Genomic DNA, 26,080 nt, shown 5'->3' with positions numbered 1-26,080 from the left:
GCTCAGCTGCCTTTCATTGCCAGTTTTTCCGTAGCTCCAAGGCCACCCACCGCTCTCCACTGCCATGTCCGCCGTTTTCAACTTCACCTTCGTACCCTGGTTCCGCTCGGTGGCGCCTTACATCCACAAGTTCCGCAACCAGACGTTTGTGATCGGGCTCACGGGTGAGGCCATTGCGGCCGGCAAGCTGCACAGCATTGCGCAAGACCTGGCACTGATCCAGGCCATGGGCGTAAAGATTGTTCTGGTACACGGTTTTCGTCCACAGGTGAACGAACAGCTGGCCGCCAAGGGCCATGCAGCCAAGTATTCGCATGGCATCCGCATCACTGACTCGGTGGCGCTCGATTGCGCGCAGGAGGCTGCGGGCCAGTTGCGTTATGAAATCGAGGCCGCCTTCAGCCAGGGGCTGCCCAACACGCCCATGGCGGGCGCCACCGTGCGGGTGATCTCGGGCAACTTCCTGACCGCGCGGCCCGTGGGCATCGTGGATGGGGTGGATTTTCAGCACTCGGGCCTGGTGCGCAAGGTGGATGTGGCAGGCATCCAGCGCACGCTGGACATGGGCGCACTGGTGCTGCTGTCGCCGTTTGGCTTCTCGCCCACGGGCGAGGCTTTCAACCTGAGCATGGAAGAAGTGGCCACCAGCGTGGCCATTGAGCTGCGGGCTGACAAGCTGATCTTCTTGACCGAGGTGCAGGGCATCCGCATGTCGCCCACCGAGCCCGAAAGCGACGACAACCCCATCGACACGGAGCTGCCCCTGGCCGCCGCGCAGGCCCTGCTGGCCCAGCTGCCGCCCGCACAACAGCCCACCGACACGGGCTTTTATCTGCAGCACTGCGTGAAGGCCTGCAAGGCGGGCGTGGAGCGCAGCCACATCCTGCCGTTTGCGGTGGATGGATCACTGTTGCTGGAGGTGTATGTGCACGATGGCATCGGCACCATGGTCATTGACGAAAAGCTGGAAGAGCTGCGCGAGGCCACGATTGACGACGTGGGCGGCATCCTTCAGCTCATCGAGCCGTTTGAGAAAGACGGCACGCTGGTCAAGCGCGACCGCACCGAGATCGAACGCGACATTGCCACCTACACCATCATCGAGCACGATGGAGTGATCTTTGGCTGCGCAGCGCTCTACCCCTACCCCGAGGCCAAGACGGCCGAGATGGCCGCCGTGACGGTGTCACCGCAAAGCCAGGGCACGGGCGATGGAGAAAAGCTGCTCAAGCGCATCGAGCAACGCGCGCGGCTGCAAGGGCTGGACAGTATCTTTGTGCTCACCACCCGCACCATGCACTGGTTCATCAAGCGCGGATTCCAGCCCGTGGACCCGGACTGGCTGCCCGATGCGCGCAAGCGCAAGTACAACTGGGACCGGCGCAGCCAGGTGCTGGTCAAGAAGCTCTGAACGTCTCGCGCGCCGCCGCCACGGCCCGCGCTACCTGCGCAATCGCCGCATCTCGCTGCTCGGGCTTGGCGGTAGACCGCGTGAGATAACACGTCACCAGCACCGGAGCGCCTCCAGCCGGAGGCCACATCACCGCCACATCATTGGCCGTGCCGCTGTCACTGGCAGTGCCCGTCTTGTCCCCCACCTTCCAGCCCGGCACACCCGCGCGCAGGCGCTTGTCGCCCGTGCTCGTCTCTACCAGCCAGCGCTGCAGCCAGGCGCGCGACGGGGGCGTGAGTACATCGCCCAGCACCAGCTTTTGCAGGGTCTGCAGCATGGCCTGCGGCGTGGTCGTGTCGCGCGGGTCGCCCACCTTGGCTTCGTTCAACGTGGGCTCGGTGCGGTCTAGCCGTGTGATGCTGTCGCCCAGTGATCGCACAAAGGCCGTGAACCCCGCCGGACCGCCGTGGCGCGCCAGCAGCACGTTGGCGGCGGTGTTGTCGCTCAGGCTCACGGCGGCAGAACACAGCTCGCCGACCGTCAACCCGCCCCCATCGCCCGCACGGGGGCCGCTAACCGGTGAATACGCCACCACATCGCCTGCAGCGTAGTGCACGCGGGCATCCAGCCACTCCTTGCCCTGGTCCACCAGCGCCAGCATCCAGCCCGCCAGCACCGCCTTGAAGGTGCTGGCCATTGCAAAGCGCTCGTCCTGCCGCCAGCCCAGCGCCAGGCCCGAGCCGGTGTCCAGCATGGCCACGCCCAAGCGGCCTTGGGCAGTGCGTTCGATGCTGGCGAGGGTCTCGTTCCATTCGCGGGTGGTCTTGTCGCGGTTCGCTGCGTTGCTGGCGGCCGCACAACCCCAAAGAGGCATGGTGGTAGCGGCCATCAAGCCCAAGGAAAACTGTCGTCTTTGCATAAAAATTGGAGGTGAGTGAAGACAAGGCCTGAACGATAAAGAGCTTGAGCCCAAAGCACCATCGACAATAATTGCCGCCAGCCCCCAGAAAAACTTATGCATCTCCCGCTCAATGCCTTGCGCGCGTTCGAAGCCTCGGCGCGCCACCTCAACCTGACGCGGGCGGCCCAGGAGTTGCACGTCACGCAGACAGCGGTCAGCCAGCACATCCGCAAGCTCGAAGAGCGCCTGGGCAAGCCACTGTTCCGCCGCCTGCCGCGTGGCCTGGCGTTGACGGACGAAGGCCAGGCGCTGCTGCCGGTGGTGACGGAATCGTTCTCCAACCTGGCGCGTGCCCTGGAAAAACTGGGCGACACCCGCCCGCGCGAAGTGCTGACCGTGGGCGCCGTGGGCACCTTTGCCGTGGGCTGGCTGCTGCCCCGACTGCGCGACTTTCAGCAGGCCTGCCCGTTTGTGGACCTGCGTCTGCTCACGCACAACAACCGGGTGGACATGGCGGGCGAAGGGCTGGACTATGCGATCCGCTTTGGGGACGGCGCCTGGCACGGCACACATGCCGAACGCATCATGGACGCGCCCATGTCTGTAATGTGCACCCCGGCCCTGGCCAACAGCCTGCGGGTGCCATCAGACCTGGCGCGCCAGCCCCTGCTGCGAAGCTACCGCACCGACGAATGGTCCGCCTGGTTCGAGGCGGCCGGCGTGCCCTGCCCCGTTGTGCGCGGCGCGGTGTTCGACTCGTCGCTCACCCTGGCCGAAGCGGCGGCCCAGGGCGCGGGCGCCGCGCTGCTCCCGGCGTGCATGTTCGAACGCGAACTGCGCCAGGGCCGCCTGGTGCGACCGTTCGCGCTGGAACTGCGCCGGGGCGCCTACTGGCTCACACGGCTGCAATCCCGGCCCGTGACGGCGGCCATGCACGCCTTTCACGGCTGGCTCGCCACAGCTCAGAAAACTAAACAAAAATAGGCTTCATCGCTTTACCCATAAGCGTTAACAGCTATTAATTGAGGAGCAATCAAGCCCTGCGCCGCTGCGCCACCATGCCCAGCGCCCCGGCCATCACTCCCAGCAGCAGCAGGGCCCAGGGGGACAGCGCGGGGATCGCTTGCAGGGCGGCGGCGGCCAGCGGCATCACCGGGTCGGCGATCACGCCGGGCGCAGCATCGTCGTCGCCAGGCTGGTTATCGGTCACGTCAAAGCCCACGGTGGTGCTGCCCAGGCCCACGCTCGCAGGCACGATGAACTGGCCGCTGCCGGTGCGCTTGACGAAGTCCGCCACCGGCTGCGGCCAGGTGGTGGTCACGCGCACCGTGGCACCCGCGTCGCAGCCGATCAGCCTGAAGCGGAACGCGCCCTGCGGCGCCACCCGGCCAGGAGGCGGCGTGGCGGCCTCGAAGGCCGTGGCGGCTGGATCGAACTGGCACAGCGCCCCGCCATCGTTGCCAATGCTGGCGCTGGCCGGGCCGCCCGCGCCGCTGGCGGGCAAGGTGGTGCCAGTGAACGTTTTGAGCAGTGCCACGATGGCAAACGCTTGCTGCTGCCGCGCGGCGGCAGCGTAGTGGGCGTTGCCTGCCTGGTCGGCGTAGATGGTGCAAGTACCCGCGCCGTTGAAGCTGACCACCTGGCCCGCCACCGTGCAAGCGCCCGCAGTGGTGAACACCACGGGGTTGCCGGACGCGCCGCCCGTGGCCGCCACGGTGTAGGTTCTGCCCGCCACTGCGGGGCTGGGCGGCGTGGTGGTGAAGGCGATCACCTGGCCGGCCTGCACCACCGCTGTGCTTTGCGACACGCGGGGCGCGGCGGGATAAACCGCATCGCCCGCCTGGTCGGCGTAGATGGTGCAGGTGCCTGCGCCGTTGAAGCTGACCACCTGGCCGGCCACCGTGCAAGGGCCCACCGTGCTGAACACCACCGCGTTGCCCGACGCGCCGCCCGTTGCCGCCACGGTGTAAGTGCTGCCCGCGACTGCGGGGCTCGGCGGCATGGTGGTGAAGCTAATGGCCTGCGACGTGTAGGTGAAGTCGTCTTCCGGCACGTCGGGGCTGGCGTTTGCCCCCACGGTGTAGCGCACGCGCACGGTGCTGCCCGCCGTGCCGGGCGGCGCGGCTGCGGTCAGGCTCATCGAACCGTCCGCATGGGTGATCGAGCCGGTGGCGCTGACTGGGGTCTCGTCAAAGTTCAGCGTGCCGCCCGACAGGTTGAAGCCTCTGACGGTGACCGCGTAGCCCCCAGCGGGCGGCCCCTTGGCGGGGTCCAGCTCGGTGATGGATGGCAGCGTCGTGCTGACCTGCACCGCCCCGGCGTCGACGGCCGCGCCCACTGTGGCGGGCCGGGCCACGCCGCGCTGGTCGGTTGCGGGCTCGCCTGCGGCATAGCGGGAGGCGGCCCAGGCTCTGCTGGCAGGGCCTCCCGGCGGCATGGTCTGCGTGGGGCCACCATAGTCGCCCAGCGGTTGCAGGTAGAGGCCACCCACGCCTGAGGCTGGGGCGCGGATCACGTTCCAGTGGTCGACGGCCAGGTCGTCATCCGCCACGTCGCTGCCATAGACGTCCGTCAGGTAACTCTGGATGGCGTTGCCGGACACGATGGAATTGAACAACTGCACGACCGGCACCGTGCTGCCCGAGGATGGGATGTGGATGCCGCCACCCAAGCCCCCTGCCACGTTGTTCACGATGGTGCTGTTGTCGATGCGTGCCACGCTCGCGCCGCCGATCCAGCCTACGCTGATGGCGCCGCCATCGCCATCGCTGGTGTTGCCGGTGAAGGTGCTGTTGCTGATGCTGAAGTCGTCCGACGAGCGGAATGCGCCGCCTTTGGCGCCGCTGCGGTTGCCCGCGAACGTGCAGTTGCGCACGGTGATCGTCCCGTTGAAGACGGCCAGAGCGATGCCCCCGCCGTCCCCGCCCACGGTGCTGTGGGCGCGGTTGCCCGAGATGGTGCTGTTGCTGATCGTCAGCGCCGATGCCGCGATGCCGCCGCCGCCGCACACGTTGCCATGGCATGCGGACGAGAACACCTGGTTGCCGGAGAGGGTGCTGCGGTCGATGGTGAGCGCACCATACGACGCCACACCACCCCCGCTGTGCCCAAATTCGCCTTCACGCACCGTGTTGTTGGCGATGGTGCTGCGGTCGATGGTGATCACGCCGTTGGGTGAGTTGTAGATACCGCCGCCGCGCCAGCCGGTGGAATTGCCGCTGACCTCGCTGCGCACGATCGTGAGCCTGCCCGCGGGCCCGTTGCCGATGCCCGCGCCTACGTTGCCCGCCCACATGCCCGTGACCTTCACGTCGTCCAGCGTGAGCGTGCCCCAATTGGCGATACCGCCCACCGAGCCGGAGTTTCCGTTCATGTTTACGCCACCGTCCACCGCCGTCGTGCCGTTGGCGAACGCCAGTCCGCTGATATGCACCGGTCCGCTCACTGGCACCCCCGCGCTGGCCGTGCCAGCATTCACCTCCAGCAGGTGCACCGCGTTCTGGCCGTCGAGGGTGAGCAGGCTGGCGCCGGGGCCGCGCAGCGTGATGGCGCGGGCAATGACCAGCGGCCTGCCCACCGCCAGCACCTGCGGCGCCGCAAACACCGCGCCGTCGAACGCTACGGTGTCGCCATGCTGCGCGGCCGCGATCGCATCGCGCAGGCTGCATGTTTGCGCATTGCCGGGCGCGCAGCGGGCCGCGCTGCCGCTGGCGGGGTCGTCCACCCGGTTTACCTGCCAAGTGGCCGCCCAGGCCAGCGGCGCTGCAGAGAGCATCAGCGATGCCATTCCCATTCGCATCCAACGAATCAAGACGTTTTTGCTCATTATTTGATAGCTTATTAATTAGACCAGATAAGCGCTGAAGCGCAATTTTCCTTAGAACCTGGCTTGGCGCCACGCCAGGGCGCCCACCAGCAAAGTGAGCAGCAACAGGGCCCATTCACTCAACGTGGGGATGTTGTGCGCGGCAGCCAGCGGCATCACCGGGTCCAAAATGACACCGTTCTCCGTCCAGTCGTCGTCGCCTAGCTGGCCGTCGGTCACGCTAAAGTGCACGGTGCTGCCGCTGATGACCAGATTGGACGGCGCAAAGAAACTGGCGCTGACAGCATTGCTCGCGGCCTTGCCGTACTTGGCGAACACGGTGACGGGCTGTGGCCAATGGGTGGTGATGGTCACGGTGGCCCCCGGCGTGCAGCCCACGAGCCGGAAGGCGAACATGCCTTGCGGTGCACCCTGCCCCGGCGGGGCAGCTGTGGCGGCAGTGAAGCGGGTGGCCGTCGTATCGAATTGGCAGGTTTCGCCGCCGCCCGACAGGCTGGCGCTGGCCGGCCCTGCGCTGCCCCCGCCGCTCGAGGGCACTGTCGGACCACTGAAGCTCGCGGAGCCGATCGTGAAGCTCTGCCGCGCCTGGGCGGCTGCGGCGTAGACAGCGTTGCCCGCCTGGTCGGCCTGGATGGAGCATGTACCGGCGCCGGTAAAGGCCACCGCGCCGTTTGCCGCCACCGTGCAGGCACCCGGTGTGGATGCGGCCGTGTCGAGGCTGAACGTGACCGGCAGACCCGATCCGCCGCCCGTGGCCGCCGCCAGATAGGTCCCGCCCACCTTGGCGAACGCTGCAGGTGTTGTGGTGAAGCTGATGGACTGGCCCAGTTGCGCGCCATGCAGCACGTTGACGGCGAACGTTGCGGTGATGCCGGCGTCGCCCCTGCTGGTGACGGTCAGCGTGCGCGGGCCCACACCCGAGAACGTGACGGCGAACGGCACACTGCCGTCGCTTTGCTGAATGGCGCCGGGTAGGGAGTCGGCGGGGTTGCTGCTGGTGATGATCCAGCGCGTGGTGTCGTCGATGTTCTGGCCCACCGGGTCGGCCACGGCCAGCACGAAGGGCTGCGGCGCACCGGCACCGACCGCCACCACGGTGGTGCCAGGCGCCGTCTCCACACGGGCCGGACCGCTCAGCGACGGCAAGGGCAGCGGCAGGTTCTCGAAGTCGATGGCGGTGCGCAGGTTGTGCCCCGCCATGCTCACGATGCCGCGGTACGTGCCCACCACGCGGTTGGCCCTGGCTTCGTGAATGCCGTAGCCAATGTAGCTGGCCATGTCGCCCGACAGGCTCTGGGGGCCCAGGTCGGCGGGCACTTGGGCGCTGGCGCCGCTTTGGGGCAGAGCAAGGTCGATGTCTGCCGCATAGGGTACATGGCCGCCGGCTGCGGTGTCGGCCCAGGGCCCGATGACAATGACACGGCCCGAGCTGGTGAACGGCTGCCCGAGGCGGGCGCGCAGCGACAGCGCGCTGTGGCACGTGCCCGCGCTGCCCGTGTACTGCAGGCACAGGCTCAATGCATGTGTGCTGTCGTCCTTGTCGAAGTCGAAGGGTGACCGCCACACGTCCTTCTCAGGTTTGATGACGGTGATGAAACGCGGCGCATGCCCGGTGCGGGTGTTGCGGCTGCTGTCCAGCGTTATCGGCGATTGCACGTTGGTGGTGACGGCCGCCGCAAAGTCCTGGTTGCGGTTGCCGTTGTACGCGCTGGCCAGCGTGTCGATATAGCGATCGGTGGTATCGGCGACCACAGTCTGGCGAGGCGCGCTGCGGTCCAGTGCCGCCGTGGCGATGAGGTCCGCGCCCGGCGGCTCCGCCCAGCCGTCGTTCCACGATCGCACCACCTGACCGCTCACGTTGAACCTGCGTCGCCCGTAGACCTGCACCTGCGGCTGCGGCGTGGTCTGGTCCAGCACCGGCCCGTTCACATGCATGACCAGCGACTGCTTGCCTGCCATCGAACCCGTACTGAACAGCACCTGGCGCAGCGGAAAGCCGACTTCGAGCGGCTGCGGCTGCAACAGTGCATAGGCGCGGTCCCCTGCCGCGCCGCCAAGCCACAGGTTTTCGTCCTGCCGGAAGTCCTGCGCGGCGACGGTCGGGTCGGTGGACGACTGGCGCACGCTGGTGGAGGCATAGGGTCTGCTGCTGATGCCCGCCAGACCCTCCAGCGTGATCAGCAATTGCGCCTGGTGCAGCACGCGCGCCTGGCCCACCGGCTGCTCGCGGCTGGCGAACTCGAAGCTGCCGTAGGAACCATCGGTGTCCTGCGCGGCTTCCACGCGCAGCATCGATTCCACACCCTGCGCCAGCCGGTGCTTGACGAGCTCGGTCACGTCGAAGCTGTAGAAGCCGCGCTCGGTAATGCGCAAAGGCTGCGTCGGCCGGTCCGCATCGGTGGCACGCCCACCGACGGCGCTGGCCAGTTGCAGGTCGCAGGCGGGAGCCGTGCCCTCGTGCGCAAAGCAGTCTGCGCCCCCGGCCTGGTAGGCACCGAAGATGGCGATGTAGCCCGGGGTGGTCACCTTGTCGACATACAGCACCAGCCGTGCGCGCACCACCTTGCCGGCGTCGAGCGTATAGCTGTCATGGCCTACGGTGGCAACCGTGTTGTCGGTGTCCACATTCAACTTGGTCAGCGCACCGTCTGGCAAGGTGGCATAAGAGAACTTCAACTGCGCGCTGGCCCCCTCGCTCACTGGCAGGCTGGTGCCGTGGGGCGCATAGCCCGCGCCGGTGGTGCTTCCGTCGGCCACCAGGGGCGCCTCGATCCACGACGGCTGGGCCACGCTGCAGGCCTGCAGCAGCAGCACCATGGCCAGCGCGCCCAGCGCCACCGCGCTGCGCGCGCGCAACCAGGCCCGGTGCATGAGCGGGGTGTGAAGGACATTTTTGAGCATATTTTTAGCCTCTAGCGCTTTCTGATCAAGCGCTGACAGCTATAACTTCAATAGCAAAAAATCCAGCAAAGCCAGCGCGTGACCCGGATGCTAGGGACAGGGGGCGGTTTCGTATGTCCCCCTTTTGGGCGACATGCCCGTGCCCAGCGGCTGTGGCAGCATCGGTGCATGCCACCGCCTTCTTCCATTGCCTCCACCCCCGTTCGCGTCGCCGTGGTCGAGGACGACGCCGCCTGCCGCACCGCCCTGGCCCACGCGCTGCAAGGCGCCAGCGACATGCGCCTGGCGTGGACGGCCTCCAGCCGCACCGAGGCCATGGCCGCGCTGGCGCAGGACGACGCCGCGCCGCTGGACGTGCTGCTGCTCGACCTGGGCCTGCCCGACGGCAGCGGGCTGGACGTGCTGGCCGCGCTGCGGGCACGCTGGCCGCAGGCGGCGGCCATGGTCAGCACCATCTTCGGCGACGAGGTGCACGTGCTGGATGCCATCGCCGCCGGTGCCATGGGCTATTTGCTCAAAGACTTGCCCGCCACCGCCGTGGTGGACGAAGTGCGCAGCCTGCACGCAGGCGGCAGCCCCATCAACCCCATGGTGGCGCGCAAGCTGTTGCTGCTGCGCCAGACGCAGCCCGCGCTGGCGGCGGCGCCGCCCCCGCCGCCGGGCGCAGGCCTGGGCGCAAGCGCACCCCCGTCCGCGCGCGAGGCCGAACTGCTGCGCCTGGTGGCGCGCGGCCATACGCTGGACGAGGTCGCCCGCGCAATGGGCGTCTCGCGCCACACCGTGCGCACCTTTGTGCGACGCGTATATGCCAAGCTGCAGGTCACCACGCAGGCCGAGGCCGTGAGCGCCGCAGCGCGCCAGGGCTGGATCCATGCGGCCGACTGAGGCGGCGCGCCGGGTGCTGCGGCGTTGGCGGCTGCTGGCAATGCCGTTGGTGCTGCTGCTGGTGATGATGCTGGTGCCGTGCACGCACGCCGCAGAGGCCGTGCACCTGTTGCAGGCCGAGACCTGGTCTTCGCCCAGCGGCGACTGGGCGCCACCGCCTTCGCTGCACGCATCCGGCGATGCGGTGCTGGACGCCGCGACGCCCTGGGCCGCCGTGGCCCTGCCCCATGCTCGCCCGCGCAGCACCGCGTCCAGCGCCGAGCAGGCCAGCGCGCCGCCCGAAGTGCAGTGGTACCGCCTGCGCGTGCCCGCCAACGCGCTGCCGCACGGCACTCCGCAGGGTATGCGCCTGTACATCCCGCGCTGGCAGACGGTGGGCACGGTGGCCGTGTATGCCAACGGACGCCTTGCATGGCAGACGCGCGGCAGCCGCGTGTGGAACGGCTTCAACCGCCCGGTATGGCTGGATCTGAAGGGCCTAGACCAAGCGGGTGCAGCGCCGCAGCTGCACGTGCGCATGGCCAGCCTGCCGGGCGTGGGCGGGGCGCTGTCCTCGGTGTGGGCCGGACCGGCTGAGGCGCTGCGGCCAGCCTGGCGGCTGCGCGAGCTGCTGCAGACCGGCCTGGTGACCTACCTGCGGGGCGCCTACCTGGTGCTGGGCGTGCTGGCGCTGATGGTGTGGCTGATGCGGCGGGCGCGGGGCCATGGCGAGGGGCGCGAGGAAGCAGGCTACTTGCTGTTCTTCCTGTTGTCGGTGGCGCACCTGCTGGCGACGCTGTTCTATCTGGTGGACGAGGAAGGCCTGGCCGTGCCCGACGCCTGGTTCTCCTGGCTCACGCTGGTGGGGTCACTGGGCTCCTCGGTGTGTTCCTTCTTGCTGCTGCGGCAGATGCAGGGCTGGCACAGGCCCCGGCTGGCACGGGCGCTGATGGCCTACTGCTGGCTGGTGGCGGCTGCAGCGCTGCCGTTGTGGGGGCTCAGGCACGAGGCGATGCTTCCGCTGCTGCGCCTGGCGCTGTTCCCGCCGGGGGTGGTGGTGCTGTATGTGGCGGCGCGCGGCGCGTGGACGCACCGCACGGGGGCCAACGTTCTACTGTGCGGCGCCGTGGCGCTGTCGTTTCCGATGGCGTTCCATGACCTGGCGATGCAGCGGTATCTCATCAGCATCGAGCACATTTACCTCACCCCCTATGCCTACATGGGCGTGCTCACCATGTTCCTGTGGGTGGCCTTCACGCGCTACCAGCGCGCGCTGGGCGCGGCCGAGCTGGCCAATGCCGTGCAGGCCGAGCGCCTGGCCGCGCAAGAACAGCAACTGCGCGAAACCCACGAGCGGCTGCGCGCCGCCGAGCGCGAACAGACGCTGCTCCAAGAGCGCCAGCGCCTGATGCGCGAGATGCACGACGGCGTGGGCTCGTCACTGATGAGCGCGCTGCGGCTGGTGGAGAACGAGCCCGCCGCGCGCCTGGACGTGGCGCCGGTGCTGCGCGAGTGCATCGACGACCTGAAGCTGTCCATCGACTCGCTGGAGCCTGTGGACGCCGACCTGCTGGCCCTGCTTGCGCGCCTGCGCTTCCGGCTGGGCCCCCGTCTAGAGGGCGCTGGCCTGGCGTTGCGCTGGCAGGTGGACGATGTGCCGCCCCTGCCCTGGCTCGATTCGCAGAGCGCGCTGCATGTGCTGCGCATCCTGCAGGAGGTGCTGACCAACATCCTCAAGCACAGCGGCGCGATGGAGATCACGCTCGGCACCGCTGAATCGGTGCGCGGAGGTGTGCCCGGCGTGCAGGTGTGCGTGCAGGACAACGGCACCCCCTTCACCGCGCCCCCACCCGATGCGCTACCGCCCGCGCGCAGGGGCCTGGCCAACGTGCGTAGCCGCGCACTGGCGCTGGGCGCGCAGTGTTCGTGGGACACCTGGGGGGCGCTGGGGAAGGGCTGCGGTTCGCGCTTCACGCTGTGGCTGCCGCTGCACAAGCCATGAGGCATCTCGACCCTGCGAACCCGGTCAGTGGCCAGTGCACTGGGCTTGGCAGCGATCCACTCAGTAGCATTTCAGTCAGGAGAAGCCGAGCGCCGCGATGTCCACCACGTCCATCTGCCCGGGCTCCAGAAAGTCGCGCGCGTAGCGCAGGTACACCCCCTCACGCACAAACACCTCGAACAGGTCCGGGTCGATGTGCCCGTTGTCGCGCATCCTGCACATGATGGCAATCGCCTCTGACAAGGTCATACCGTTCTTGTAGGGCCGATCAGCCGCTGTCAGCGCCTCGAAGATGTCGGCAATGCCCATCATGCGGGCCTGTAGCGACATCTGGTCACGTGTAAGGCCGCGCGGGTAGCCCTTGCCGTCCATGCGTTCGTGGTGGCCGCCCGCATACTCCGGCACGTTCTTGAGGTGCCGTGGCCAGGGCAGCGTCTCCAGCATCTTGATGGTGGCAACGATGTGGTAATTGATGGTGTCGCGCTCGGCCTGGTTCAGGGTGCCGGATCGGATGGTGAGGTTCTCCACCTCCTCGGCCGTAAGGAAGCTTGTCTGCACCCCCTGCGGGTTGCGCCAGTGCCGCATGGCGGCGATGTCACGTACGCGCTGCTGGTCCTCGGGGCGCATGGCCTCGGTGCCGGTATTACAGCGGCGCAGAAACTCGCGGTCTTCTTCCAGTGTGTGGATTTCGTGCTGCAGGGCTTGCAGCTCCTGCCCCTCGGCACGCGCATCCACCACCGGGCGCAGCGCCAGCTGGCGGCGCAGTGCGGCCAGCTCGGCATCGCGCTTCAAGACTTCAAACCGCGTGTCCACCAGCCCAATGCGGTCGTACAGGGTCTGCAGCTTGGTGGCCTTGTCCACCACGTGCACGGGCGTGGTGATCTTGCCGCAGTCGTGCAGCAGGCCGGCCATCTTGAGTTCGTAGCGGTCCCGGTCACTCATGCGAAAGCCCGCCAGTGGCCCCTGATTGGTGGCATTCACCGCCTCGGCCAGCATCATGGTAAGGGCGGGCACCCGCTGGCAATGGCCACCGGTGTAGGGCGACTTTTCGTCAATGGCCAGGTTGATCAGGTTCACGAACGACTCGAACAGGCGCTCCAGCTGTGTGATGAGCAAGCGGTTGGTGAGGGCAATGGCAGCCTGCGAGGCCAGCGACTCGGCCAGGCCCTGGTCGGCCTCGGAGAATGTGGTGACCTCGCCGGTCTCCCAGTGCCGCGCGTTGATGAGCTGCAGCACGCCGATCAGTTCATGGTCGTGATTCTTCATCGGCACGGTCAGAAACGACTGCGAGCGGTACCCCGTGCGCGCATCGAAACTGCGGGTGCCTGAAAAATCAAAGCCCTCGGCGCTGTACGCATCGGCAATGTTCACCGTGCGGTCGTGGATGGCGGCATACGCGGCCACCAGCGAATCGTTGGGGCTGCCATCTGTGTTGCGCAGCGGCAGGTGCGGAAAATCAATGGGCTTGCCCGTGGTGCCACCGAGGCGAATGTCCAGCGAGTCGGTGCGCAGTATCTCGAACTTGAGCGACTTCCCGTCCTCCGTCACGCTGTAGAGCGTTCCGCCGTCCGCGCCCGTGATGGCCTTGGCAGCCTCCAGAATGTTCTCCAGCAGGCGGTCGATGTTGCGCTCGCGGGAGAGCGCAGCCCCAATACCGTTGAGCTGCTCCAGGCGGCGAAACAGGTTGAGGGAGGGTTCCTGGGCCATAAAACACCTTGGGCGCATGTTGGAGACGCCTGCATCGTAACGAAAAGTGACCGCTATCATCACCCCTTCTTTTCCGCTCTCTCCCCCATTTCGTGGACTCGGTCACACCCCGCTTTCTCACTGTTGCGCTTTACCAGTTTGTCGATCTGCCCGACTGCGCCACACTGCGCGCGCCCCTGCAGACCGTGTGCGACGAGCGCGGCGTGCGCGGCATGCTGCTGCTGGCGCCCGAGGGCATCAACGGCACCATTGCGGGCGCACCCGCCGATGTGCTGGCGGTGCTCACCTGGCTGCGCAGCGATGCCCGCTTTGCGAACCTGCAGCACAAAGAAGCCCCCACCGACCGCCAACCGTTCTACCGCATGCGCGTGCGCCTCAAGCGCGAGATCGTGACCCTGGGCGTGCCAGGCCTGAACCCGGCTCGCAACGCGGGCACCTATGTGAAGCCCGAGAACTGGAACGCACTCATCGACGACCCCAGCGTGGTGGTGGTGGACACGCGCAACGACTACGAAGTGGGTATCGGCACGTTTGAACGCGCCATCAACCCCCACACCAAGAGCTTTGCCGAGTTCCCGGCCTGGGTGGCGCAGCAGTCGCAGCCCGGCGGCGTGCTGGCGGGTAACCCGCGCGTGGCCATGTTCTGCACGGGCGGCATACGGTGCGAGAAATCCACCGCCTACCTCAAATCGCAGGGCTTTGACGAGGTGTACCACTTGGAAGGCGGCATCCTCAAATACCTGGAAACCGTGCCCGAAGAAGACAGCCTGTGGCATGGCGACTGCTTCGTGTTTGACGAACGTGTGTCGGTGGGCCACGGCCTGGCTCCGGGGCACCACCAACTGTGCCGCTCTTGCCGCATGCCACTGGGCGAGGCCGAGCTGCAGTCGCAGCATTACGTGCGCGGCGTGAGCTGCCCGTATTGCCACGGCACGCGCACACCCGAGCAGGAACGCGCGCTGGCAGAGCGGCAACGCCAGATGGACCTGGCGGATCAGCGCGGGCAAGCGCATATCGGCGCGCGGCAACCGGGCAACCGAGCGCGATTCAGCTCCAGCGACGACAAAAATGATCGCGAGGACGACTCCGCGTGAGCGCTGCCCTGCCCGTCCTCTATTCCTTTCGTCGCTGCCCCTACGCCATGCGCGCCCGGCTGGCGCTGGCTGTCAGTGGCCAGGCCTGCGAACTGCGCGAGGTGGTGTTGCGCAACAAGCCACAGGGCCTGCTGCACGCCTCCCCCAAGGGCACTGTGCCCGTGCTGGTGCTGCCGAGTGGCCAGGTGCTGGAGCAGAGCCTGGAGATCATGCTGTGGGCGCTGGTGCAGCACGACCCCGAGGGCTGGCTCATCCCCAGCCACGGCAATCTGCAGGACATGCTGGCGCTAATTGCCGAATGCGATGGCCCGTTCAAGCAGGCGCTGGACCGGTGCAAATATCCCAGCCGCTACCCCGATGCCGACATCGGCGCAGAACGCGCCCGCGCCGTGGCCTGGCTGGGGGGGCTGGAGGCGCGTCTCTGGCCGGACCAGCCCTATCTGTTCGGCACCCATGCGGCCCTGGCCGATATGGCGATTGCGCCTTTTGTACGGCAGTTTGCAGGCATTGATGCCGATTGGTGGGCCGCACAGCCCTGGCCCCGCCTGCAAGCCTGGCTGGCGCAGTGGCAGGCCAGCGATCGTTTGGCCAGCGTGATGCACAAGCTACCCGCATGGGTGGATGGGACAGAGGGTGTGCTGTTTGCGCGTCCGGCAAAGAGGCTCGCGCCTGGGGCCGCCACCGCACGGCCAGACTCCGAAGGACGCTGACATGGTGGGGTCTGTTCTCGTCGGCATGCTGTGTGCTCACCTGCTGTGCTTCGCGGTGATGTTTTTGCTCATCAGCAAGCGCTTGCAGGGCAAGAAGATGGGCATGGATTTTTTTGCCATGGGCAACTTGCTGCTGGGGCTTGCCTATGTGCTGCAGTTGGTGGAAGGCGGCCCGGCCTGGAGCATGATGAGCGTGGTCAACCACACCCTCACCCTGGCGGCCCCGATCACCTATGGCCTCGGGGTCATGCGGTTCTTTGGATTTCCCGCGCCGCTGTGGCGGCCGCTGGCGGCATTTGTGCTCGCCTACTCCGCCGCACAGGCACTGATTCAGTGGAGCTTGGGGCCGGTCGCCCGCTACGCCATGCTGTCCGGGATGTCTGCGCTGCTGTTCCTGGTCATGACGCTCGCGGCACTCTATGGTGTTCGCACATTCGCCAAGCACCTGTACCGCGAAATGGCATTTTTCGCGCTCCTGATCAGTGGCATCTGCATTCTGAACGCAATCAAGTTCATAAGGCTACTCCAGGGCGGACTGGAAGTGCTGCACATGGACAGCAGCTTTCAGATGGTGTTCTACATCTATATGTCGTCCCTGGCGACGGTGGTGCCACCCTTCATGATTTGGCTGGTGTTCCGGCGCCTGACCGATGATCTGAGCCAGATGGCGGCGCGCGATCCCATGACGCAACTGCTCAATCGCCGGGGGCTTTCAGAAGCGCTGGAGCAACACTTCAACCTCCACAACGTCGCGCCCGCTTACTTGCTGCTGCTGGACGTGGACCACTTCAAACGCATCAACGACACCTACGGACACCAGGCTGGCGACACCGTGCTGCGCCATGTTGCAGATGTGCTGCGCACCACCGTGCGCCGAGGCGACCTGACGGGCCGCATAGGAGGAGAAGAGTTTGTGGCTGTCTGCCTCGACAGTGATGATGTCGGCGTCGTGCAGTTGGCAGAACGACTGCGCGCAGCGGTCGAAGAACAGGCCATTCACGTGAGCGGCCACGACAAACCGCTGCACTGCACCGTCACCATTGGTGTGTCACCCCGGTTCGCCAACGGCCACGCCTTGGAGAAGGCCCTGCGGGCTGCCGATGTCGCGCTTTACCAGGGCAAGGCAGCTGGGCGCAACCGGATCGAGAAGGCCCATGCATTCGCTGATATCGCACCATTGCCAGGTGCTGGCGCCTCTGCGACTACCTGATCGAATGCTCCCGAAACCTGGATTCTCAGCGTGAAGACCTGCCATGCCAACGCAAAAAAAATGACGCTCACAAGGAGCGCCTTTTTTTCTGATGCAAGTTACGGGCTACGACAAGCGAGCCGACCCCGGCGCATCAAGCCATCGAGTAACCGGAACCCCGACGATTGCCGCTGGTGAACCCGCGCACCAACAGCGCCAGCAGCACCACCGCAAACCCCACAAAACACACAAACGACCAGTTGGCTATCGAGCCACCCAGGAACGTCCAGTCAATCGCAGCGCAGTCACCGGAGCCCCGGAAGATCATGGGGATAGCGCGGCTGATGGGATAGTTTTCGATCATGCCGTAGAAGTCGCGGCCGCAGGTGGCGACTTCGGGTGGGTACCACTGCAGCCAGCTCTGGCGGGCCGCCACGAAGGCGCCGAAGCCGGATGCGATCAGGGCCAGCGCGCCCCAGCCCATCCACCAGCCTTTTGAGCCCCTAGCGCTTGCCAGACCTGTGAAGATTGCTACACCAATGAGAGCATAGCGCTGCACGATGCACATGGGACAAGGCTCCAGGCCCACCACATGCTGCAGGTACATGCCAAAAGCCAGCATCGCCACACAAGCCACGCTGATCAGTGCCAGCACGCGGCGCGGGGCCTGATCGATCCAGTTCAACACCATCATTCTTATCCCTCATCCAATAGCCATTGCAAACGGTGCCGCCTCCGAAACGGGCGCGGCCCATGCCAGTACACCCGTGGATCTGGCTCCGCCAGTCCACCGGGTGCGCCCCCTCAGGGGGAAGACGCGCAGCGGCTCAGGGGGAGTCAGATTCCAGCGGCGTGATCCAAGAACACGCGGGCGCGGCGCGGTGTCACCACCAGCGTTTCACCCTCCTTGAAACCCATTTCCTTGAACTGCTGCGCAGGGATCTGCGCTTCGATCAAGTGGTCTGGGGACGCATTGTCCGCTGGTTTGTGGTCGTCGGAGGGAATAAGTTCCAGCCGCGCAATCGGGCCCACCACAATGGCGCGGCTCAGTTGGGCCACGATGCCGCGCGGGCGACCTTGGGCGTCGAGCCCGGCGCCGGGCGAATAGCGCTCCACATCCAGGTCGTGCGGCCGCACATAGGCAAAGGCCTTGGCGTTTTGCGCCTGGCTGTGTTCGGGCGAGTCGATCTGCATGCCGTCGAGGTGCACCAGGCCTTCATGGGCGCGGCCGTGGAACAGGTTCACATCACCCAAAAAGCCATACACAAACGGGCTGGCTGGCTGGTCCCATACCTGCTGGGGCGAGCCGCTTTGCTCAATGCGGCCTTGGTTGATCACCACCACGCGGTCGGCCACTTCCAGCGCTTCTTCCTGGTCATGGGTCACGAAGATCGAGGTGACATGCAGTTCGTCGTGCAGGCGGCGCAGCCAGCGGCGCAGTTCCTTGCGCACCTTGGCGTCCAGGGCTCCGAAGGGCTCGTCGAGCAGCAGCACCTTGGGCTCCACCGCCAGGGCACGGGCCAGGGCGATGCGCTGGCGCTGGCCGCCGGACAGCTGCGAGGGATAGCGCTCGGCCAACCAGTCGAGCTGCACGAGCTTGAGCAGGTCAGTCACCTTTTGCTTGATCTGCGCCTCGCTCGGTCGCTCACTGCGGGGCTTGACGCGCAGGCCGAAGGCCACGTTCTCGAACACCGTCATGTGGCGAAACAGCGCGTAGTGCTGGAACACGAAGCCCACGTTGCGCTCGCGCACGTGCACATCGGTGGTGTCTTCGCCGCTGAAATGGATGGTGCCCACATCGGCCGTCTCCAGGCCCGCGATGATGCGCAGCAGCGTGGTCTTGCCGCAGCCCGAGGGGCCCAGCAGCGCGATGAGTTCGCCCGACGCGATATCGAGGCTCACATCGCGCAGCGCCTGGAAGTCGCCGAATTGCTTGCTGACGTTACGGATTTCAATGCTCATGGTCTTCTTCCTTCAGCGGGCGGTTGGCAAAGGCGCGGGCCGCTCGGGGGGCAATTCGGCAGCCGCCTTCAGCGCCTGCTCGTTGCGGTGCTCTGCAATGGTCTTGATCACCAGGGTGACGAGCGCCAGCAGCGCCAGCAGCGAGGCCGCCGCAAACGCAGCCACCGACTGGTATTCGTTGTAGAGAATCTCGACGTGCAGCGGGATGGTGTTGGTCTGCCCACGGATGTGGCCCGACACCACGGACACCGCGCCAAACTCGCCCATGGCCCGCGCATTGCACAGGATCACGCCGTACAGCAGGCCCCACTTGATGTTGGGCAGCGTCACGTACCAGAAGGTCTGCCAGCCGGTGGCGCCCAGCACGATGGCGGCCTGCTCCTCGTCGTTGCCCTGCGCCTGCATCAGCGGGATCAGCTCACGCGCGATGAACGGGAAGGTCACAAATACGGTGGCCAGCACGATGCCCGGCACGGCAAAGATGATCTTGATGTCGTGTGCCTGCAGCCAGGGGCCAAACCAGCCCTGTGCGCCGAACATCAGCACATAGATCAGGCCCGCCACCACGGGCGACACCGAGAACGGCAGGTCCACCAACGTGGTCAAGAACGCCTTGCCCTTGAACTCGTACTTGGCAATGCACCAGGCCGCTGCCACGCCAAACACCAGGTTCAGCGGCACCGCAATCAGCGCGGTGATGAGCGTGAGCTTGATGGCTGACCAGGCGTCGGGTTCACGCAGACCCTCCAGGTAAGCGCCAAAGCCTTTGCGCAGCGCCTCGGCGAACACGGCGGCCAGCGGCAACACCAGGAACAGCAGCATGAAGGCGAGCGCGACAGCAATCAGGGTGTAGCGCACCCACGGCGATTCGGTCGTGCCCGCTTGGGCGCGGCGTATGGTTCGGGAGTTGTTGCCGCTCATGCTGGAGCCCCCGCATGGCGACGCTGCCATGCCTGTAGTGCGTTGATGACCAAGAGCAGGATGAACGAGATCACGAGCATCACCACGGCCACGGCCGTGGCGCCTGCGTAGTCGTACTGCTCCAGCTTGCCGATGATGATCAGCGGCGTGATCTCCGACACCATGGGCATGTTGCCCGCGATGAAGATGACCGAACCGTACTCCCCCACCGCCCGCGCAAATGCCATGGCAAAGCCAGTGAGCAGTGCAGGGGTGATGGAGGGCAGGATGACCTTGGTGAAGGTTTGCAGGCGCGTGGCACCCAGGCAGGTGGCGGCTTCTTCCAGCTCCTTCTCGGCATCTTCGAGCACGGGCTGCACGGTGCGCACCACAAACGGCAGGCCGATGAAAATCAGCGCAATCACGATACCCGCAGGCTTGAACGCGAGCTGAATGCCCATGGGCTCCAGAATCTGCCCGACCCAGCCATTGCCCGCCAGCAAGGCGGTCAGCGAGATGCCGGCCACGGCGGTGGGCAGCGCAAACGGCAGGTCTACCAGCGCGTCCACAATCTTCTTACCCGGAAACTTGTAGCGCACCAGCACCCAGGCGATCAGCAGGCCGAACACCAGGTTGACCAGCGCCGCAAGGAATGAAGCCCCGAAGGTGAGCCGGTACGAAGCCATCACGCGGGGCGCACTGATGGCCGCCCAGAACTGCTCCCAGGTCAGCGTGAAGGTCTTGAAGATCAGTGCCGACAACGGGATCAGCACGATGATGCTCAGATAGAAAAGCGTGTAGCCCAGAGTCAGTCCGAAGCCGGGCAGCACGCGTTTGGGCGCGCGCCGTCCGGCCGGGGCTGCGGCCACTGCAGTCGCGGTGGTCATAAGTGAGGAGGTAGAAACGAAACGCGCTGGCTTACTTGGCGCCGGGCGTGTAGAGCTTGTCGAACTGGCCGCCATCATTGAAGTGCACCTTCTGCGCTTCGGTCAGCGAGCCGAAATACTTGGCCACCGTGAACTGCTTGAGCGGCTTGAACGTGTCGGCGTACTTCTTGAGCACGGTTTCCGAGCGGGGACGAATCGCATGCTTGGCCGCGATCTCCTGCGCTTCGTCAGAGTACAGGTAGTCCAGGTAGGCCTTGGCCAGCTGGGCGGTGCCTTTCTTGGCCACGGTGCGCTCCACCACGGCCACGGGGTTCTCGGCCACCACGCTCACCGACGGGTAGATCGCATCGACCTTGCCGGCGCCGAATTCGCGGTCGATGGAGACCACCTCGGATTCGAACGTGATCAGCACATCGCCCTGGTTGCGTTGCAGGAAGGTGGCCGTGGCGTCACGTCCACCCTTGGCCAGGATGGGCACGTTCTTGTAGAGCTTGCCCACGAACTCGGCAGCCTGCGCCTCGGTGCCACCCTTTTCACGCACGGCGCCCCAGGCAGCCAGATAGGCATAACGGCCGTTGCCGCCGGTCTTGGGGTTCACCACGATCACCTGCACGCCGGGCTTGATGAGGTCTTCCCAGTCCTTGATGCCTTTGGGGTTGCCGTTGCGCACCAGGAACAGCATGGTCGAGGTGGTGGGCGATGCGTCGTGCGGAAACTTCTTGGCCCAGTCCTTGGCCACCACGCCGCTGTCGGCCAGGAACTGCACGTCGGTGGTTGTGTTCATGGTCACCACGTCGGCGGCCAGGCCGTCGTTCACGGCACGCGCCTGGGCGCTGGAGCCGGCGTGCGACTGGTCGATCTTCACGTCCTGGCCAGTGGTCTTCTTGTAGTGCGCGGCAAAGGCGGCGTTGTAGTCCTTGTAGAACTCGCGGGCCACGTCATACGACACGTTCAACAGGGAATTCTGTGCGGCAGCCATGCCGCTGGCGGCCAGGGCCAGGGAGGCAAGAAGGGTCTTGAGTTTCAAAGAAGTCATGGTGGTGTCGCCCAAAAAATACTGGAGATGACGCATTGTGCGGAGGCGCCCTTAAAACTCAAAAGAATATATTCTTGTTAATTAATCGTATATTGGCATATGGATTTTTCATCGACCGCCGCAGGTCGATTGCATGCCTGCCCGGGTAGCCGCCCCGTACGCGGCGCTTCAAGCCAAATAAGCCGCTAGCGCTTTAATATCAAGCGCTAATAGCTATTAAAATTATAGCAATCAGGCCGCTGCAGACGTTACGTGTGTTGGGGCGGCAGGCTGCTGCGGCACGGCGTGGTCGCCTTCCAGCGATTGCAGCAATGCCCAGCCCAGGGGCCATTCGCCATGGCCCGAGTCGATGTTGATGTGCCCGGCGTTTTGCATGCGCACGAACTCGCTGCCCCAGGCCCGGGCATAGGCACCCGCCAGCCGGATGGGGCAAAAAGGGTCGTTGCTGCTGGCCACCACAATGCTGCGGTAGGGCAGCGCGGCGTAGGGCACGGGCGCAAAGTCGCTCAGGATGGCGCGGCGCTCCGGGTCTGCCGGGGCCACCAGCAGCGCGCCGCACACCCGGGCCGCTGCCTCGGGGCCCATATGAGAGGTAGCGATGCAGCCCAGGCTGTGCGCCACGATCACCACGGGGTTCGGCGCGGCCAACACGGTCTTTTCCAGTTGCCCCACCCAGGCCGTCCGGGTGGGCGTGATCCAGTCGTCCTGCACCACGCGGCGCGCATTGGGCAGGCGCTCGGCCCACAGGCTTTGCCAGTGTCCGGGGCCAGAGTCGCGCCAGCCGGGGACGATGATGATGGAGATGGTAGGGGTCACAGCACTTGCATTCTGCGAGCCGCACCTTAAAACCCAAACGACTTAATTCTTGTTATTTAATCGCCAAAACATCTAAAAAAGCCTCAACTCCTGCCCAGACAAACAAGCATTGACTATCGAGTAGATAAATTAAACCAAACGGTTTAATTTACAACCAATCAGTACAATGTAACTGAATGCAAACAACTTGCTGTGGTCTGCCCCTCCAACGGGGACGCCTGGCGGTTTGTATGGGCAACGTCGCCCCAAGACATCTTCAAGAGGCACCTTCAATGCACACATGGAAAATCAGCCAGCGCCTGATGGCGGGCTTCGGCCTGGTCATCGTGGCTTTGCTCGGCATGTCGGTCTACAGCGTGCTCATTGCACGGGGCATCGATGGCGCATGACCGCCAATGCCACGCAAAACGCTGTCATCCAGCGCGCTGCCATCAACTTCCGGGGTTCGGCCCACGACCGCTCCATCGCGGTGCGGGATGTGGTGCTGGCGCCCAACGACGAGGCGCGCAAAAAAGAGATTGAATCCATCGCGCGGCTGGCCGACTTTTATGCCCAGTCCGCCACGCAACTCGACAACGTGCTGAAAACCGCAAAAGAGGTCCCACCCGAAGTGGGCCCCATGGTGCAAGCGCTCAAGGACATCGAGGCACGCACGGTGGCCACCACCAGCAAGGTGGTTGCACTGATGCAGGCTGGCGACCGCGCGGGCGCCGAAGCCCTGCTCTGGGCCGAGGCCAAACCGCAGTACGAGCAATGGCTGACCGCAGCCAACAAGCTCATCGACTACGAGGAAGGCCGCATCATCAAGAACAGCCAGACGGCCAACCAGGACGCCAGCCAATTCACCGGCGTGATGCTGTCCATCACCCTGCTGGCCGTGCTGATCAGCGTGGCGGTGACAGTGCTGGTATCGCGCAGCATTGGCCGCGAGCTGGGGGCAGAGCCCAGCGAAGTGCGCGCCGTGGTGCAGGCCATCCAGCAAGGCAACCTGACGGCGCACGTGCAGGTCAAGGCGGGCGACACCGGCAGCGTGATGGTGGCCGTGCGCGACATGCAACAGCGCTTTCATGAACTGGTCTCGGCCGTGCGCGACAACATTGCGCAGCTGCGCACCACCAGCGATGACATCAGCAGTGGCAACCAGAACCTGGGCCACCGCACCGAACAAGCCGCCAGCAGCCTGGAGCAAACCGCCGCCAGCATGGAAGAGCTGACCGCCACCGTGCGCCAGAGCGCCGACTCGGCCCGCCAGGCCAACCAACTGGCCACCACCGCCGCCAGCACCGCCACCAAGGGCGGCGAGGTGATGCAGCAGGTGGTGAGCACCATGCAGGACATCCACCACAGCAGCCAGAAGATCGCCGACATCATCGGCGTGATCGACGGCATTGCGTTCCAGACCAACATCCTGGCGCTGAACGCTGCCGTGGAAGCAGCCCGCGCGGGCGAGCAGGGGCGGGGCTTTGCGGTGGTGGCCACCGAGGTGCGCAGCCTGGCGCAGCGCAGCGCCGAGGCCGCCAAGGAGATCAAGGCGCTGATCCAGTCCAGCGTCGAAAAAGTGGACTCGGGCACCCAGCTTGTGGCCAATGCCGGTGACACCATGAACGAGATCGTGCAAGGCGTGCAGCGCGTGAACGGCATCATCGGCGAGATCAGCACCGCCGCTGCCGAGCAGAGCGACGGCATCTCGCAGGTCAACGTGGCCGTGACCCAGCTGGACCAGATGACGCAGCAAAACGGCGCGCTGGTGGGTGAAAGCACCGCTGCCGCAGAGAACCTGCGCCAGCAGGCCCAGCGCCTGGCAGAGCTGGTGGCCGTGTTCCAGGTCAGCGGCAGCGCTGCAGCAGGCATGGGCACACGCGCCACAGCGAGTCACCGGGGCAATGCCCTGCCCACCACCAGCGTGCGACGCCTAGCTCACTGAGACCGCAGTGCGAACGGTAGGCCCGCAAGCTTGGGTGCGATGCAGTGCTGAAAACTATTTTTGATTTTTTTTGGGCACCTCTCAACCCCATTGACCCACCCCGTTCGTTTCATACAGCACCACCACATTTTTTTGATGGAGCTGCTATGAAACCCCGTTCGCTCACCCTGCCCGCCCTCGCCGCCCTGACGGCATTGCTGGGCCTGGCCCACCTTCCTGCCCAGGCCATTGGCCGCCTGGCTGATGTCACCATCGTGGACCGTGACACCGGCGCCACGCTGCCGGTGCACTACGCCCGGGGCGAATACTGGGTGGCAGGGCGGCCCGGGGCGCGGTATGCCATCACGGTGCGCAACCGGCTGGGAGAGCGGGTGCTGGCCGTTCCCTCGGTGGACGGAGTCAATGTGCTCAGCGGCGAAACCGCTGCATGGGACCAGCGCGGGTATGTGTTCTCGCCGTACGAGCGCTACCAGATCACCGGCTGGCGCAAGAGCGACAGCCAGGTAGCGGCCTTCGAGTTTTCCCACATTGCCAACTCGTATGCCGCCCGCACGGGCCGCCCGGCGCATGTGGGCGTGATTGGCGTGGCACTGTTCCGCGAACAGCCGCCGGTGCCCCAGCCTGCCCCCGCCATCACCCCCGAGCCCTACAGCCAGCGCCGTGACAACGGCCACGGCCTCGGGCGCCTGCGGGAGGAACCCACGTCACCCGCTGCCGCTGCACCGGCGGCCCCTGAGCCATCGGCCGAATCCTCTGCCCGCTCGCAATCTGCCGACAGAGTGGCCAAGGCCGCCCCCATGCCGTCGGCCAAGCTGGGCACGGCGCACGGCCAGCGCGAGACCTCGGTCGTCACCCACACCAGCTTCACGCGCCTGCAGGAGCAGCCCAATGAAATCATCAGCATCCGCTACGACAGCTGCGAGAACCTGGTGGCCAGCGGCATCATCCGCGAACGGCCGGCGCGCATGCCGGTGCCCCGGGCATTCCCGCAATCGGACAACCTGTCCTATGTGCCGGACCCGAATTGACTGGGCCCGGGATAGCGGACCGGCCATGCGCAGCCATCCCGCGCGCAGGTGAACGGGCGCCTCGCACAGTGCGCGGCGGCCGACTGCCCCTGATCCGACCCAGCCATTCCGCTCGTTTCACTCAGCACCAATAACATCGTCAAAGGGCCGCTATGAAAACCGGTTCCCCCACACTCCCTGCCCTCATCCATACCACCGTCACCGCGCTGGCCGTACTGCTCGCGCTGACCAGCTTGCACGCCCAGGCCATCGGCCGCCTGGCCCAAGTCACTATCGTCAACCCCAATACAGGCGCCAGGCTGCCGATGTACTACGCCAAGGGCCAATACTGGGTCGCTGGCCGACCTGGGGCCCAGTATGCGGTCACATTGCACAATCACAGCGGCGATAGGGTGAATGTCGTGCTAATGGTGGATGGCGTCGACGTACTCACCGGTCAGACCGATGAGTTCACCGGTCAGAACGACGGGTGGAGACGGAGCGGCTATGTGTTCTTGCCCCATGCGCGCGATCGAATTGCCGGCTGGTACAAATCCAGCGGCACGTTGCCTTACTTCGAGTTCGCAAACGTTGCAAACTCCCACGCTGACCTCACTGCTCGCTCAACCAAGGTGGGCCTGATCCAGATTGCATTGTTCCGCCAGCGGATCATCGACCCCGTTGCACAGGTGAGGCCTGAACCGTCCGGCCAACGCCGCAACAAAGTTAGCAACGAAGACCGTCTGAGCGAGGAAGCCCCGCACGGGCAGCGCCAGACCCCGGTTGTGTCGCACCTCCTCGAAGAGGTCATCAGCATCCGTTACGACAGCCGCAAAAACCTGATTGCAAAAGGCGTGATCCGGAAGCGGCGTGCGCACCCGCCGGTACCGCAAACCGTACCGCAAACCGTGCCGCAATCGGACAACGTGTCTTACGTACCAGACCCGAGGTAGGCCCTGAA

Annotated in this window: 20 protein-coding genes; 10 read left to right on the top strand and 10 right to left on the bottom strand. The window is 65.8% G+C overall.

Features of this window, described 5'->3' with window-relative positions; all coding sequences use genetic code 11:
- Nucleotides 1-64 precede the first annotated feature (64 nt).
- Nucleotides 65-1,411 carry an amino-acid N-acetyltransferase gene (gene argA / locus LPA35_RS03270; RefSeq protein WP_055397476.1) on the top strand — a complete coding sequence of 449 codons (1,347 nt, stop codon included), beginning with the start codon at nt 65-67 and terminating at the stop codon, nt 1,409-1,411.
- Here the strand turns inward: argA and bla are convergent.
- Nucleotides 1,398-2,312: a class A beta-lactamase gene (bla, locus tag LPA35_RS03265; RefSeq protein ID WP_370641337.1), complete on the bottom strand. Its 915-nt coding sequence runs from the start codon at nt 2,310-2,312 to the stop codon at nt 1,398-1,400. The genes argA and bla overlap by 14 nt on opposite strands.
- Before the next feature lie 96 nt (nt 2,313-2,408).
- On the opposite strand from bla, the gene LPA35_RS03260 reads away from it, so the two are divergent.
- A complete protein-coding gene (locus tag LPA35_RS03260; RefSeq protein WP_055397480.1) occupies nt 2,409-3,278 on the top strand; it encodes a LysR family transcriptional regulator in 870 nt (289 codons plus the stop codon).
- A 49-nt stretch (nt 3,279-3,327) separates the two neighbouring features.
- On the opposite strand, the gene LPA35_RS03255 is transcribed toward LPA35_RS03260, so the two are convergent.
- Together LPA35_RS03255 and LPA35_RS03250 are read right to left on the bottom strand one after the other, a co-directional pair.
- Nucleotides 3,328-6,081, bottom strand: a complete 2,754-nt coding sequence (locus LPA35_RS03255) for an IPTL-CTERM sorting domain-containing protein (protein WP_228895024.1) — start codon at nt 6,079-6,081, stop codon at nt 3,328-3,330.
- 90 nt (nt 6,082-6,171) lie between these two features.
- Complete coding sequence (locus LPA35_RS03250; protein WP_228895022.1) at nt 6,172-9,021, bottom strand: IPTL-CTERM sorting domain-containing protein; 2,850 nt, start codon at nt 9,019-9,021, stop codon at nt 6,172-6,174.
- Between the two features lie 168 nt (nt 9,022-9,189).
- On the opposite strand from LPA35_RS03250, the gene LPA35_RS03245 reads away from it, so the two are divergent.
- Together LPA35_RS03245 and LPA35_RS03240 are read left to right on the top strand one after the other, a co-directional pair.
- The gene (locus tag LPA35_RS03245; RefSeq protein ID WP_228895020.1) at nt 9,190-9,906 is read left to right on the top strand and encodes a DNA-binding response regulator; all 717 of its coding nucleotides are present in this window, start codon (nt 9,190-9,192) and stop codon (nt 9,904-9,906) included.
- Nucleotides 9,893-11,887, top strand: coding sequence for a histidine kinase (locus LPA35_RS03240; RefSeq protein ID WP_228895018.1), 1,995 nt, complete (start codon nt 9,893-9,895; stop codon nt 11,885-11,887). Before LPA35_RS03245 ends, LPA35_RS03240 begins: the two co-directional genes overlap by 14 nt.
- A gap of 75 nt (nt 11,888-11,962) precedes the next feature.
- Here the strand turns inward: LPA35_RS03240 and LPA35_RS03235 are convergent, their stop codons facing one another.
- The gene (locus LPA35_RS03235) at nt 11,963-13,594 is read right to left on the bottom strand and encodes an HD family phosphohydrolase (protein ID WP_228895014.1); all 1,632 of its coding nucleotides are present in this window, start codon (nt 13,592-13,594) and stop codon (nt 11,963-11,965) included.
- A gap of 92 nt (nt 13,595-13,686) precedes the next feature.
- Between LPA35_RS03235 and LPA35_RS03230 the strand changes: the two genes are divergently transcribed.
- The 3 genes from LPA35_RS03230 to LPA35_RS03220 are packed head-to-tail and all read left to right on the top strand — an operon-like array spanning nt 13,687 to nt 16,608.
- Complete coding sequence (locus LPA35_RS03230; protein WP_228895012.1) at nt 13,687-14,688, top strand: rhodanese-related sulfurtransferase; 1,002 nt, start codon at nt 13,687-13,689, stop codon at nt 14,686-14,688.
- Between the two features lie 47 nt (nt 14,689-14,735).
- Nucleotides 14,736-15,398 carry a glutathione S-transferase gene (locus tag LPA35_RS03225; RefSeq protein ID WP_228895950.1) on the top strand — a complete coding sequence of 221 codons (663 nt, stop codon included), beginning with the start codon at nt 14,736-14,738 and terminating at the stop codon, nt 15,396-15,398.
- A 1-nt stretch (nt 15,399) separates the two neighbouring features.
- Nucleotides 15,400-16,608, top strand: coding sequence for a GGDEF domain-containing protein (locus LPA35_RS03220; protein ID WP_228895948.1), 1,209 nt, complete (start codon nt 15,400-15,402; stop codon nt 16,606-16,608).
- A gap of 133 nt (nt 16,609-16,741) precedes the next feature.
- Here LPA35_RS03220 and LPA35_RS03215 read toward each other — a convergent pair whose 3' ends face one another.
- The 6 genes from LPA35_RS03215 to LPA35_RS03190 form a co-directional block, all read right to left on the bottom strand.
- Nucleotides 16,742-17,278 carry a disulfide bond formation protein B gene (locus LPA35_RS03215; RefSeq protein ID WP_199731376.1) on the bottom strand — a complete coding sequence of 179 codons (537 nt, stop codon included), beginning with the start codon at nt 17,276-17,278 and terminating at the stop codon, nt 16,742-16,744.
- 146 nt (nt 17,279-17,424) lie between these two features.
- On the bottom strand, nt 17,425-18,549 hold the full coding sequence (locus LPA35_RS03210) for a sulfate/molybdate ABC transporter ATP-binding protein (RefSeq protein WP_228895010.1): 1,125 nt from the start codon (nt 18,547-18,549) through the stop codon (nt 17,425-17,427).
- A gap of 12 nt (nt 18,550-18,561) precedes the next feature.
- Nucleotides 18,562-19,470, bottom strand: coding sequence for a sulfate ABC transporter permease subunit CysW (cysW, locus tag LPA35_RS03205; protein ID WP_176885775.1), 909 nt, complete (start codon nt 19,468-19,470; stop codon nt 18,562-18,564).
- Nucleotides 19,467-20,336, bottom strand: a complete 870-nt coding sequence (cysT, locus tag LPA35_RS03200) for a sulfate ABC transporter permease subunit CysT (RefSeq protein ID WP_029413812.1) — start codon at nt 20,334-20,336, stop codon at nt 19,467-19,469. Before cysT ends, cysW begins: the two co-directional genes overlap by 4 nt.
- A 31-nt stretch (nt 20,337-20,367) precedes the next feature.
- Nucleotides 20,368-21,372 (bottom strand): sulfate ABC transporter substrate-binding protein, encoded by a 1,005-nt coding sequence (locus tag LPA35_RS03195; RefSeq protein ID WP_029413810.1) that lies wholly within the window; start codon nt 21,370-21,372, stop codon nt 20,368-20,370.
- Between the two features lie 231 nt (nt 21,373-21,603).
- Nucleotides 21,604-22,188: an alpha/beta hydrolase gene (locus LPA35_RS03190; protein WP_228895008.1), complete on the bottom strand. Its 585-nt coding sequence runs from the start codon at nt 22,186-22,188 to the stop codon at nt 21,604-21,606.
- Between the two features lie 385 nt (nt 22,189-22,573).
- On the opposite strand from LPA35_RS03190, the gene LPA35_RS26105 reads away from it, so the two are divergent.
- The 3 genes from LPA35_RS26105 (at nt 22,574) to LPA35_RS03175 (ending at nt 26,072) form a co-directional block, all read left to right on the top strand.
- The gene (locus LPA35_RS26105) at nt 22,574-24,112 is read left to right on the top strand and encodes a methyl-accepting chemotaxis protein (protein ID WP_304505247.1); all 1,539 of its coding nucleotides are present in this window, start codon (nt 22,574-22,576) and stop codon (nt 24,110-24,112) included.
- A 146-nt stretch (nt 24,113-24,258) separates the two neighbouring features.
- Nucleotides 24,259-25,140: a hypothetical protein gene (locus tag LPA35_RS03180; RefSeq protein ID WP_228895007.1), complete on the top strand. Its 882-nt coding sequence runs from the start codon at nt 24,259-24,261 to the stop codon at nt 25,138-25,140.
- Nucleotides 25,141-25,292: 152 nt separating this feature from the next.
- Nucleotides 25,293-26,072 carry a hypothetical protein gene (locus LPA35_RS03175; RefSeq protein WP_228895004.1) on the top strand — a complete coding sequence of 260 codons (780 nt, stop codon included), beginning with the start codon at nt 25,293-25,295 and terminating at the stop codon, nt 26,070-26,072.
- Nucleotides 26,073-26,080: the final 8 nt, after the last annotated feature.

It is taken from the genome of Acidovorax sp. Leaf73 (genome assembly GCF_916855635.1).
Classification (GTDB): Bacteria; Pseudomonadota; Gammaproteobacteria; order Burkholderiales; family Burkholderiaceae_C; genus Acidovorax; species Acidovorax facilis.
The sequence above is the reverse complement of the archived record's forward strand: the minus strand, read 5'-3'. Positions and strand labels throughout refer to the sequence as shown.